Source organism: Paenibacillus sp. HW567, from assembly GCF_000374185.1.
Taxonomy (GTDB): Bacteria; Bacillota; Bacilli; order Paenibacillales; family Paenibacillaceae; genus Paenibacillus_AQ.
This window is the reverse complement of sequence record NZ_KB910518.1, coordinates 5,374,688-5,386,889: the sequence shown is the minus strand read 5'-3', so window position 1 is coordinate 5,386,889 and position 12,202 is coordinate 5,374,688. Positions and strand designations below refer to the sequence as shown.

Genomic DNA, 12,202 nt, shown 5'->3' with positions numbered 1-12,202 from the left:
AGCTTAGCGCTATCCTTTATCCTTATAGTTCTCGCTGAAACGGCTGCCGCCCCTTTATGGACGGCGCAGCCGTTTCTACCTGATATGTACTGTGCAGCCGGCTATTTCTGCAGCTTTTGCTTGATGCGCATCGCTTTGTTCAAGTGGACAAAATTATGCCTTGTAGCCGGCATCAAGACCAGACCTGCGGTGGTTTTCCCTCCCCAGTAATCTATGAGCCATTGCTCGGAGGCTTTGACTGCACCTTCATCGGTAATTCTGCGGATCTGTGCAGGACCGGGCTTGGCCCGGAATTGTCCGGGGAGCAGTGCAGTGATGATAGAGCGCGTTCTGGCTGCAACATCCTTCCGGTAGGCGAGCAGTGCATCAATGTGGATGCCGGAGCTGAGCTCGGCGACCTCCTGCTCCTCCATGCCGTTTCCCGAGTCGTGGAAAGGGATGTGCAGTCTGTCTGCATATTGCTCAGACCGCAGAACCTGCTCCCCATCAGCGACGAGAAGATTCATCGTGATGTCCTCGATACGTGCGCTGTGCCAAAGATGCCACACAACCGAATTGCGGCTGTCAGGCGTATGTACCGGATAACTGCGCATGGTCTGCTCGCTCAGCTCCTGCAGCAGCTCGTCCTCATAGGTAATCTGCTGCGGATCGCTTCCGTCTGAAGCGTACAGGCGGGCATGCTGCTCCAGGAACAGCGCCACTGCATTAGCGTGCTCTTCCGGTTTTGTGATTATTCCCGTTAATTGCTTGTGTTTGGCGTTCCAGACTTTGCGTGCTTCAAGATTCATGGGTTTCACCGCTTTCGTTATTATTTATACCGTCAATCTAATTATATTAAAAATTCTCCAAAGTTGGGTGATTTTTAAAAGAGTCTGTCACAAGGAGGAAGTCCACACTAAGATGATGGGTCAAATTCCATGTTTCAGAAAATTTCTGCAAACCCTTGACGCATAAATACGTAAATAGTAAAATAGTTCGTATACGAAATATTAATCAGTATACGGAGATGATGAATGTTGGAGGATAGAGAGCAGCAATTGGACGAAATCTTTTCTTCATTCCGCTGCATCATTCATAATTTTCAACAGCTTATGTGGAAGGATGCGGAAGAGCTGGGCATTACCTCGACCCAGTTAATGGTCTTGCGCAAATTGGAAGCACACCCCGATGTGGGCATCACGGAGCTTGCCGACCTGCTGCACTTGGGAAACAGCGCCGCGAGCGGTGTAGTTGACCGGATGGTGAAGGCCGGACTGATTACCAGACAACGCTCAGAGAGCGACAAACGGATATTTAAGCTCGCAATGACCGACAAGGGCTGGGAGATCAGGGAGCGAAGCAAACAGGCGCTCAGAAGCCATCTGGAGCCATTGTCGAACATACCCGCAGAGGATGCTCAAGAGCTGCTGCGTCTGCATGGGGAAATCATTAAAATTATGGAGCAAGGGAGAGACAATAAGAAGCTATGAGTACAATTAACGCTAATGCCGCCGCGCCGGCCAAGACGATACGCAGGGGTCCGATCATTGCGGCGCTCCTGATCGGGGCATTCGTGGCGCTGCTCAATCAGACGCTGATGAACGTGGCGCTGCCAAAAATGATGGAGGACCTGAGCATTGCCGCCAATACCGCGCAATGGCTGACAACGGGATTCATGCTGGTCAACGGCGTGCTCATTCCACTCAGCGCGTATCTGGTGGAGAAATTTACAACCCGTCAATTGTTTACAACTGCAATGATCCTTTTTTCTATAGGGACCCTGGTCTGCGCCTTAGGTACCGGGTTTGAAATGATTATGGTCGGCAGAGTCATCCAGGCTGTCGGCGCCGGCATTTTGATGCCGCTGATGAACATTGTGTTCCTGCGTATCTTCCCGATTGAAGAGCGCGGCAAAGCCATGGGGCTTATGGCGGTAGCGATGATTTTTGCCCCGGCTGTCGGCCCTACGCTGTCCGGTTGGGTTGTTCAGCATTATTCCTGGCGGGTTCTGTTCTATATCGTGCTTCCGCTGGCGGTTCTCTCTACACTGCTTGGCATGAAGACGATGCAGAATGTCGGCAAGTTAACCTCGCCCAAGCTGGATAAGCTGGGGATTGTTCTGTCGACCCTCGGCTTTGGCGGACTGCTGTATGGCTTCAGTGACGCCGGTACAGACGGCTGGAACAGCGCGACTGTATATAGCTGTCTGATCTTGGGAGTTGTAGCTTTGGCCTTGTTTGTATGGCGTGAGCTTAGTCATGATAATCCGCTGCTGGAATTCCGCATTTTCCGGTATAACATGTATTCACTCACCACAGTGATCAACATTATTGTTACGATGGCGCTGTATTCCGGCATGATTCTGCTCCCGATCTATTTGCAGACCATCCGCGGATTCACACCGGTGGAATCTGGACTGATGCTGTTGCCGGGTGCGATTCTGATGGGCGTAATGTCTCCGATCACAGGCATTATTTTTGATAAAATCGGAGCAAGATGGCTGTCCGTCATCGGCCTGGTCATCACTACCGTTACCACCTGGGAGTTCAGCCAAATTACCGATTCTACCACGTATACTCATCTGATCCTGACATATACAGCGCGGATGTTCGGGATGTCCATGCTGATGATGCCGATTGTAACCGCCGGTCTGAACCAGCTTCCGCAGCGTTTGGCAACGCATGGCACGGCAATGTCCAACACACTGCGGACAGTAGGGGGAGCACTCGGAATGGCGCTGTTCGTCAGCCTGATGACCAACCGGACGAAGAGTGTAATTACAGATGCCGTGATGAGCGGGGCTGTATCGCAGACTGACAAGGCAGGCATGCTGAAGCTAACGCAGGAAGCGACGATTAACGGGATTACCCATTCGTTTACCGTAGCCACCTGGGTTACAGTTGCAGCCTTGGTGCTCGCTCTATTCATCAAGAAAACCTCGCCGCAGGCGGACTTCCTGAAGACAGAGGAAGCGGAGCCTGTGAAGCCGGAACAGCCGCAACTGGTCAAATCGCAGCAAGCTTAAGCTTTAAATTGATTTAAGATCCGATTTTGTTGAAAAAGGACTATCCTGCCGGCTGCTCACTCAGCGCGCATGGGTAGTCCTTTTTGCTGATAGCTGCTGTTGGTAGATCGTCAGACTCTAAATGTTGGAGTTCAAACGATTCGCCGCCGGATGGATTAAGACGCAAGTTCACGCTGTAGGCGTATCAGGCCCCGGGAACAGCACCGTCTCCTGATCAGATGAGCCTCCACGCTTGTAAACGGACTGAGCAGCTCTTATTCCAACTGGAAGTCCATTTTCCGCAAGAGAACGGACTCCAGCGCTGTTATGGGCGGACATTCACCCCAAATATACCTACCTTAGAGGCGATAAGGACTTTACGGTCCGCTCCCTCGGCTAAAATGTATCTTTCGTGAAAATAAGGGCTTTACGGTCCATAAGGAACAGGAGGATGGACACGACCAGCCTATCTCTCCACAGGCCACAGAGGCTCCGTTCTAAGCCGCAGATTTAGAACTGCTGCTAACCTTGCCCTGCTTCCTAGTTAGCTTCGCTTACTGTGCTCCAGCGTTTCAGCCGCGGCAGAGAGTCCGCCAGCATTTTCCGCGCAACGGCTTCATCCATGCCTTCCTGGACCATGAATCCGGCGCATAGATCGGTCATTCCCTCCAACGTGATATTAGGCTGCTTGAATTCTCCGCCTTCGTAGCAGTACACGCAATATTCTGTTGTTTTATTACCTTCCCGGTCACTGCCCTGCATCTCCTCTTCAGGCATAGGCATTCCACAGCTTTGACAATAATGAACCCCGTTTTGATGCGATGCTGCTGTTTCCATTTGCACACACGCTCCTTTATTTTTGGGAGGGGGCTTCGGCCCCGACATATTCCTGTCCATTATAAAATAATAAACCTGACAGCATTCGTTCAGGTTATTATGTATGGCTGCTATATTTTGCAGCGATTCCGGCCGCTATCTCCCCAAGCCTGCAGCGGATATGCTCCGGCTCCAGCACCTCAACCATGGTCCCGAAGCTCAGCAAAAATCCATACAGCCAGCCGTTTTCGGGATAATTAACTTTAACGGTATATCCGCCACAGCCATCGGGCTCAAGCTCCTCAGAATCAAAGTGATCCTCTGCAAGATGCCTGCCCTCCGCTGAAAAATGCAGGACAACCGGCAGCAGGTTCACGGCTTCCTTCCATCCTTCGCCCCAAGGCAGATCCTGCACCGGAATCTCCTGCCGGCTGTATTTCTGCTTCTCCTTGACCAGCGTTCGCATGCGGAGCAGCTTAAAGAGCCGGAAATCCTGGCGCTGTGTGCAGTAGCCGTATAAATACCAAGCCGCTCCTTTATGCACAAGAGTATAAGGCTCAACCAGACGGTGGCTTACATGGCCGTCTGCGCTCACATAATCAAAGCTGACAGTAGTTTTTTCCTCCAGCGCTTCCTTCAGGAGGGTCAGACGCTCCTCCAGCGGCCCCTGCAATCCCCAAGGGGAGAAATCTACAATCAACTGGCTGGTTTTGCTGCGGAAGGCATCGGTCTGGGAAGGAGGGATCACACTGCTGATTTTCTCCATGAGCAGGTTGTGTCCGTTGCCTCCGTAAGAGGAGACGCTCTGCAACGCGGTGAAAATCTCAGCCAGCTCGCGCTCCGTAAGCAGATTGCGGTCCAGACGGTATCCCTCCATAAGGCCAATGCCGCCATTTGCCCCCTGATAGGTAACGACAGGAATGCCGGCCCCGTTGATGCTGTCGATATCGCGGTAGATGGTGCGGACAGAGACTTCGAACATCTCAGCCAGCTCCTTGGCTTGAACAAGGGGGCGGTTCATCAGCAGGATGACGATGGAGAGCAAACGGTCTATTTTCAAAGTGGCTTCCTTCTTTCCCGGGAATATTACACTAATCCATTATCCTAATATTGCACGTGGAGTCAAAAAAATAAAGTCTTGCGATCTATCGTTGATTTGATTATTATCTAATTAGATAATTATTAAATTGAATGTGAGGATTAATGCTGTGAACAAAAGATCACTTGCAAGGGCTGGACAAAATTATAAGGGATATTCAAGGCTGTTCGCGGCGGGAATAATCAATGGGATGGGTGACCGTTTCAGCGGTATTGCCATTCTGGCACTGGTGCTGGAGGTAACCGGATCGGGGATGGCGGTCGGAATCTCGCTGGGTGTAAGAGTGATTCCATATCTGTTCATGGCCCCGCTGGGCGGATTGCTGGCAAGCAGGCTTCCGCGCAAAGCCATTATGATGGCCGTCGATCTGCTGCGTATACCGGTGGCCCTGTCCTTTCTTTGGGTGAATGGAGAGAACAGATTATGGCTGCTGTATGCGGGGAGCTTTATTATGGCGGCGGGTGAGGCTATTTATAGTCCGGTGCGTAAATCTGCCATTCCACTGCTGGCTGGTCCTGATTCTCTGCTCAAAATTAACAGTCTGGAGCAGTTGATGACCGGCTGTGTGCTTATACTTGGGGCTTTTACCGGGGGAGTTGTATCGCTGTGGTGGGGGCCGGACATGGCCTTTATTATGAACGCAGTGTCTTTCCTGGGGGCGGCTCTGCTGATCTGGGGCATTCATTTTCCTGAGACCGTAGTAGATAGCAGAGTAGAACAAGACGTATCTGTGGCTGACGAAGAGACAGGATTAAAGAGCAAAGAGCAAGGTCGCTGGCAGACGCTTAAGCTTCTGGTGGGCGGAAGTCTGATGCTCCAGATCGTTGTTGCCTCTGAACTGCTGCTGCCGATCCTCAATGGCTGGGACAATGTGCTGATCAGTGTGTACGCCGTTCAGGTGTTTCATGCCGGAGATATCGGGGTGGGGGCCTTCTATGCCGCACTCGGCATTGGGCTTAGCCTCAGCTTTTTTGCCGGACGGCTGGTGAAGCGGAGACTTCTTGCGGCAGCGCTGGCCGGATTGCTGTGTGAAGGGATTATACTTATGAGTATCAGTGCCAGCAGGCATTTTGCGGTGGCTTTTGTACTCTATATTCTGCTGTCGTTATGCGGGGGGATCGGCAATGCCTGCCTGGACACGCTTGTGATGCGGGAGACACCGCCTGAGCAGCAGCCGGTCATGTTTGGAATACTGTCGGCGGTGAGCGGTTCACTGCTTGGCGTATCCATGTTCAGCGCTGGCTGGCTGCTTGACTTGGTGGAACCCAGAACACTGGGTTTCGCAGGCGGTGTCGGCTTCGCCGGGGTGGCCCTGCTGTTGGGCGGATATGTCCTGCTGCGCAGCAAATGGAGAAAGGTGCCGCGCCTGTAGTCCGGTGATATTTTGGATAGCTGCAGATTTACTTGGTAGTTTCTTTCACTTTAGCCTTCAGGCCTGCTTTGCGCCGGAGCAGCCGGGAGCGGATGGGATGACGGTAACGGTACAGAAGGACCAATGCGGCGATGGCTGCGAGGCCTGAGATGATCCAGAGGGCGTACAGCTCAAACAGGTGGAAGATGCCCATCCACTGCGGACCGAATACTTTTCCAATGCCAAGGAAGAGCACTACCCAGAGCATAGCGCCGCTGTAGGCATACATAGCAAACTTGCGAAACGGCAGGGCGATGATGCCTGAGAAGTAACCGGTAAAATGGCGGACGCCCGGAATGAAGTAGCCGATGGAAACAAGAATGCTTCCGTACCGCTCGAACCAGCGCTGTGTTTTTTCCAATTTGGCCGGGGAGAACAGGAACCATTTGCCGTAACGCTGGATAAAAGGCAATCCGGCCTTGAGGCCGACGAAATAAGTGATGGTCATTCCAATTGTGGTTCCGGCAAAGGCTACGGCAATCAGCGGGATAAAATCAAGTCTGCCGGTATAGGAAAGAAACCCCGCAAAAGCCATTGTAGTCTCTCCGGGAAAAGGCAGAGCGACGAACTCCAGCAGGAGTCCGAAGAACAGCACACTATAGCCATAGCTGGCGAACAATTCCTCGATCCATTTCAGCATTTCCATATGTTGATCACTCTCCAAAGGCTTAAATGCCTAATTCTATTTCAGGGCTTGTCTTCATACAATCTACCAATAAGGCGCGTAAAGCGCCAGTAGAATGCTGGAGGTAGAGAAGATGAAGAGTAGCTCTAAAAAATATATCCGCCGGTTGCTGATCTGCGGGTTGCTTGCTATGGCAGTCATAGGGTTCGTAATGCCTGCACTCTCTAAGAATAATCGCCCTGCTGCTGTGAAGCAAGATTTGCCCGCGGCTTCTCCGGCTGTCGGGAAGGTGCAATCACCCCAAGCTCCCGCTTCAGCCTCCGCAACGCTCAGCATGGACCGCAATCCGCAGACAGTGGCAAAGGTTACTGCGGCTTCAGCTTCCAAGTCTTCGGCGGATTCGGCCCTTCCAGCCGTGAAGAAGCATAAAACGGTCTACTTAACATTTGACGACGGCCCGAGCAGTATCACTTCAAAGGTTCTGGAGATTCTGCGCCAGCAGGGGGTTAAGGCGACCTTTTTCGTGCTTGGGGAGCAGGCCAAAAGCCGCCCGGAGCTGATTAATGCCATATGGGAGCAAGGCAACGCCATCGGCAATCATTCCTATAATCACAATTACCATGATTTATATAGCAGGTTTACGGAGTTCTGGACTCAAATCAAGCAAACCGAAGAGATTGTCAGGGGAATTACAGGTGTCCGTCCGCAGCTTGTACGCGCCCCGGGAGGAACGTTCGGGCATTTCGACGATACGTATTTCTACCTGCTTAAGCAAGCGGGTTATACGGTGATGGATTGGACGGCCGACAGCGGTGATTCCAAACGGCGGGGGGTACCTGCAGCAGATATATTAAGGGATTCAACCGCAGATCTTAACGCCTCCGAGGTGATTCTGCTGCTTCATGACGGAGGAGGCCATGAGCAAAGCGCCAAGGCGCTGCCGGAGATTATCGGGCGTTACAAGGCGGCAGGCTACACCTTCGGCGTGTTGAATGAAGAGGTGCGGCCGGTACAGTTCAGAGTTTCAGCCAAAGCGGCGGGGGCTGGACGGGTCAAGCCATCGCAAGCCTGGATTGCGGCGAATATTGTCCCGAACAGCAGGCTGTTTGCACCCGGCCTGCCGCTCGCGCTGGAGGTCGGGATGCTGGAAACGAAGCTGCAGCCGGGAGAATACCAGATCAGCGGGGAGCAATATAAGGTTCCGCTGCGTGCGGCGGTCGAACGGCTGGGAGGGCTGGTAAGCTGGGATACGGCCACCCGCAGCGGCAAAATTGTCTGGAATGGCCGGACGGTAACGGCAGATGCGGAGCATAAGCGGCTGACTGTGACCTTTGCGGACGGCAGGGAGAAGCAGCAGAATGCGGATGTGCAAATGATCGGCTCCTCGCTGTGGGTGCCGCTGCGGAGTCTGCTGGAGGCTGTAGGACATCCGGTGCTGACGGCCGGTGTGACTGGACAGGAACGCAGAGTCAAGGCGCTCTGATGAAATCGGGCAACCCCTAATTTTTACGGTCTCTAAATGTCTGGGTATCCTTTTTGGTGGGAAGAATAGACAGTAACAGGCTCCTGGCCGCCGCTTAAATACGGTGCAGTGGTTAAGGGGAGCTAGTCTATGACCAAAGGATGGGTATCCCATTGTCCTCATCATCACTAACGGAGCACACCGAAAATGTCAAAAGCCTGACTCTCCCCAGCGGGCGGACAGCCCTGGGAGAATGGCTGAGAATGCTTCTGGCGGCGGGGGTTATCGCCTCCTTGTATGCCTGGAGGGGAGGCGCATCGCTGCTGTTCCTCTTGACGGCCTGCGGATTTCTTATGCTGGGCGGACTGCTGCTCCAGCTCCTGGGGCCGCGGCAGGTGAAGGTTACCCGCAGTCTTTCTCCTCTCCGCCCGGTGGCGGGAGATACCCTGACCGTAGAAGTGCAGGTCAGCTTCTCGGCAGGGATTCCGCTGCCATGGATGATTGTCGCCGACCACTATGGCGGCGGGGTGCATCAGCACTTGCTTTTTCCGGGATTCCGGCGTTCATTGGCCTTCACATATAAGCTGTATGAGGTGCCCAGAGGCATTCATACGCTTCATGGATGCAGTGTAAGCTGGGGAGGGCTGACCGGCTTGTTCACAGGCGGCTGTCAGCCTGAGGGCAAGGACAGCTTCAAGGTTTTGCCCAGACCGCTGTACCTGGGCGGGGCAGTGCCTGACAGCGGCGTAATCGCTGGAGACATTATGCTTAAGCGCCGTAACCGGAACTACAATGCTGAGGCGGCGGATATCCGCGAGTATTCCCCGGGTGATCCGCTCAGCCGGATTCACTGGAAGAGCAGCGCCCGCAAGGGGGCGCTGCAGAGCAGAGTGCCGGAGCGGGAAGAAGGGCATATGTCCTGTATTGTTCTTGCAAGCAGTCCCCGGGATTATGAAATTCCTTCCGGCGCGCTGGCCCCGCGCAGCCAGCGTGGCATAGGGACTCCGGCGTTCGAACGGGCTGTTTCTGCAGCTATGGGTCTTATGCTGTCAGCCGAGCGGTCCGGTTCTTATGTGCAGCTCTTCAGCGGCGGATGGCCCGAAGGCATGGCCAGACATGAGGGACTCGGCCAAATCCCCGGCAGGGTGCAGGATATGCTCACGGAGATTGCACCGGACGGCGAACGCAGTCTGAGCAGGCTGCTGGAAGACGCTTCACGGGGCTGGATTCCGGGAATGACCGTTGCCGTCATTACAGGCCGGCTGACGGAAGAGTCCGCCCGGACGATTGTCCGCTTCCTCGTGCAGGGGGTCAAGGTCGAGCTGTATTATGTCTGGGATGGACCCGCTCCAGCGGCCTCCGAACCTAAAAAGCGTGCAGCAGATACAATCGGCGGCAGCCTGGCAAGACTGGGGGCGCGGGTGTATTGCCTGAGCGATGTTTCTCCGGCATATGGCTACAAGGGGGCGGATATTCGTGAATGTTCTGAGAAATCAACGCCGCGGTAGAGTTCTGCCGGAAACGGAAGGATACCTGATTCAATTACCGGAGCGTGAGGAATATAAGAACGGGCAGGAAGGGCAATTCACAGCAGGGAAAAAGGCGAGCGGCACAGAGGACAGCCATGACGATATCAGGGGCAGTATCCCCCTGCACTATCGTTTGCTGTTCTCTTTGGCCATTTTCGGCCTGTTCGCAGAATGGCTGCTCCCGCTGCACAGGTCTGCCAAAGTGGCGGATACGGCCCATCTGCTGGAAATTCTGATGCTCTCCGCGGCAGCGCTGCTGCTGTGGGGGAGCTGCCGGCTTCCGGGTGCTCTTCAGCTTGCCGGACAGTTCCTGCTGATTGCTCTGACCTGGCTCTATATATGCGTCGCCAATGAAGGCATAGGGTGGCTTGGAGTGTACATTGCCCAAATCCCGGAGGATGCCGCTCTGCTCTTGTCAGGCCGGCTATCCTCCTTGAGTGGTGACAGCAGACTGCTGATCCTTGTACTCGGTTGGGGACTGCTGGTTACTTCTGTGCAGCAGCTTGCGCTGTACAGAGGCAGCACGGCGTTGTTTACTCTTGTAACACTGGTCTATCTTCTGGTGCTGGATATGGGCTTCGCTGTAAATACAACCGTTGATGTGGTTATCTCCGCAGGGCTGATTCTATGGATGCAAGCCATGAGCCGGCTGCTGTACCTGAAGGAGCGAACCGGTGCTGCTTCTCTCCCGTATGGCCGCTGGGGAGGTTCTGCGCTGGCCGCTGCATTCATTATAGCGGGAGCCGCCTGGGCTGGCAGCCAGTTGCAAGGCTCGCGGCCGGGAGTTCCAATCACGCTGCAGCCGGTTTACGACACAATCCAGGTCTGGGCCGCAGGAGAGCTGTCGAAGTCCTCTGAGGAGCTCCAGCTTCAGGCCGGCAGATCCGGCTACGGTTCAGGAGACACTGAGCTTGGCGCTCCGCTGTCTCCCAGCACGGAGGCTGTTTTTAGTGTCTTCACCAATCAGCCGTCCTACTGGCGGGGGGAGAGCCTTGCCTATTATGACGGACGCCGCTGGATCAGGGAGAGTGAGGAGCTTATGCCGTTTAGTCTGACCGGCCTGCCTGTTTCCGGTCAGGATTTGATTGAGTCTGGTGCCGGGGAAGGCCGCAGGGTGGTTCAAAGAATTCAATTGGCTGCTCCATCTTCCGGCAGCCAGCCGCTTTTCAGTGCGGGAACCGTGACTGATGTGGAATCCATTAAGCTCACAGACGGGAGCCGCCTTGGCTACGTGCTGACCAATGCAGCGATGAACAGCTTCCGGCTCCCGGAGACCGCCAGCTCCGCCAAAGTGGCGGAATATACCGTTGACTCTCTTGTGCCGGAGAGTGATCCGGCTAGTCTGCGCAAGGCATCAGGCGATGATCCCTCCGCAGTCAAGAGCCTGTATTTGCAGTTGCCTGCACTGCTGCCTGTAAGAGTAACCGGCCTGGCCGCTAAGCTCACAGCTTCTGCGGGCAACCGCTATGATGCCGTTACCGCTGTACGGGATTATCTGCAGCGCGGCTACACCTACACCTTGAAGACACGGGTGCCGCCGTCCGGTGCGGATTTTGTGGATGACTTCTTATTCACAACGAAGCAGGGCTACTGCGTGCATTTTGCCACCTCAATGACCGTGCTGCTGCGAAGCGCGGGCATTCCGGCCCGTTACGTCCAGGGCTACGGGCCGGGAACGCTGGCGGCCGATCCCCTGCCGCAGCGCTATAATGTCACCCAGGGCGACGCCCACGCCTGGGTGGAGGTTTACTTTCCCGGCGCGGGCTGGGTCCCCTTCGACCCCACGCCCGCCGCCGCTCCCGCCGCTGCCGCAGGCCCGGCGGCGCCCCCCGTGTCCGCCGCTGCGCAGCGCGCGGACGTTCTGCCCGCCCTGCCGCAGGCGGGCGGGCACTTGCCAGCGCCGGCTGCGGCCGCGGCGCTGGGGCTTGCCGCCGCCTGGCGCTGGCGGCGCTGCCTGGCTCTGCTGCCGGCGGTGCGCCGCACCGGCAGCGTGAGCCGCGAGCGGCAACTGCGCGCAGCCGCTCTGGCTTGGCGCGGGCTGGCGGCGCGGTACGGCCCGCCGCCGCCCGGCGTGACAGCCAGGGAGTACGCAGCCTCCCTGGCGATTGAGGACGCGGGGCTGCGCACCGCGGTCCGGCAGTTCGTACGCCAGTGGGAAGCCCTGGCGTACAGCAGCCCCGCCGCACCCGCCGTGTACGGGCCATCCCGCCCGGCGTCCTTCGTCAGCACCTGCCTGACCATTGCTTTTCGCTTAAGTTAATCAGCAAGGGGGTTCGC

Annotated in this window: 10 protein-coding genes; 6 read left to right on the top strand and 4 right to left on the bottom strand. The window is 55.4% G+C overall.

Features of this window, described 5'->3' with window-relative positions; translation table 11 throughout:
- Window positions 1-101: 101 nt before the first annotated feature.
- The gene (locus B212_RS0123885) at window positions 102-788 is read right to left on the bottom strand and encodes a DinB family protein (protein ID WP_019913694.1); all 687 of its coding nucleotides are present in this window, start codon (window positions 786-788) and stop codon (window positions 102-104) included.
- Window positions 789-1,013: 225 nt separating this feature from the next.
- Between B212_RS0123885 and B212_RS0123880 the strand changes: the two genes are divergently transcribed.
- Window positions 1,014-1,469: a MarR family winged helix-turn-helix transcriptional regulator gene (locus tag B212_RS0123880; protein ID WP_019913693.1), complete on the top strand. Its 456-nt coding sequence runs from the start codon at window positions 1,014-1,016 to the stop codon at window positions 1,467-1,469.
- Complete coding sequence (locus B212_RS0123875; protein ID WP_019913692.1) at window positions 1,466-3,004, top strand: DHA2 family efflux MFS transporter permease subunit; 1,539 nt, start codon at window positions 1,466-1,468, stop codon at window positions 3,002-3,004. The genes B212_RS0123880 and B212_RS0123875 overlap by 4 nt, the downstream gene beginning before the upstream one ends.
- Before the next feature lie 519 nt (window positions 3,005-3,523).
- Here the strand turns inward: B212_RS0123875 and B212_RS0123870 are convergent.
- Both B212_RS0123870 and B212_RS0123865 read right to left on the bottom strand, forming a co-directional pair.
- On the bottom strand, window positions 3,524-3,820 hold the full coding sequence (locus B212_RS0123870; protein ID WP_019913691.1) for a zinc ribbon domain-containing protein: 297 nt from the start codon (window positions 3,818-3,820) through the stop codon (window positions 3,524-3,526).
- 97 nt (window positions 3,821-3,917) lie between these two features.
- A complete protein-coding gene (locus tag B212_RS0123865) occupies window positions 3,918-4,859 on the bottom strand; it encodes a helix-turn-helix transcriptional regulator (protein ID WP_019913690.1) in 942 nt (313 codons plus the stop codon).
- A gap of 148 nt (window positions 4,860-5,007) precedes the next feature.
- Here B212_RS0123865 and B212_RS32300 point away from each other — a divergent pair, with 148 nt between their 5' ends.
- Window positions 5,008-6,270 (top strand): MFS transporter, encoded by a 1,263-nt coding sequence (locus B212_RS32300; RefSeq protein WP_036668471.1) that lies wholly within the window; start codon window positions 5,008-5,010, stop codon window positions 6,268-6,270.
- A gap of 28 nt (window positions 6,271-6,298) precedes the next feature.
- Here the strand turns inward: B212_RS32300 and B212_RS0123855 are convergent, their stop codons facing one another.
- Complete coding sequence (locus B212_RS0123855) at window positions 6,299-6,955, bottom strand: DedA family protein (RefSeq protein ID WP_019913688.1); 657 nt, start codon at window positions 6,953-6,955, stop codon at window positions 6,299-6,301.
- Window positions 6,956-7,067: 112 nt separating this feature from the next.
- Here B212_RS0123855 and B212_RS0123850 point away from each other — a divergent pair, with 112 nt between their 5' ends.
- From B212_RS0123850 to B212_RS0123840, 3 genes are all read left to right on the top strand, one after another.
- Window positions 7,068-8,417 carry a polysaccharide deacetylase gene (locus B212_RS0123850; RefSeq protein ID WP_019913687.1) on the top strand — a complete coding sequence of 450 codons (1,350 nt, stop codon included), beginning with the start codon at window positions 7,068-7,070 and terminating at the stop codon, window positions 8,415-8,417.
- Between the two features lie 152 nt (window positions 8,418-8,569).
- Window positions 8,570-9,904, top strand: coding sequence for a DUF58 domain-containing protein (locus B212_RS0123845; protein WP_198015884.1), 1,335 nt, complete (start codon window positions 8,570-8,572; stop codon window positions 9,902-9,904).
- The gene (locus B212_RS0123840) at window positions 9,873-12,185 is read left to right on the top strand and encodes a DUF4129 domain-containing transglutaminase family protein (protein WP_019913685.1); all 2,313 of its coding nucleotides are present in this window, start codon (window positions 9,873-9,875) and stop codon (window positions 12,183-12,185) included. Before B212_RS0123845 ends, B212_RS0123840 begins: the two co-directional genes overlap by 32 nt.
- The last annotated feature ends 17 nt before the right edge of the window (window positions 12,186-12,202 follow it).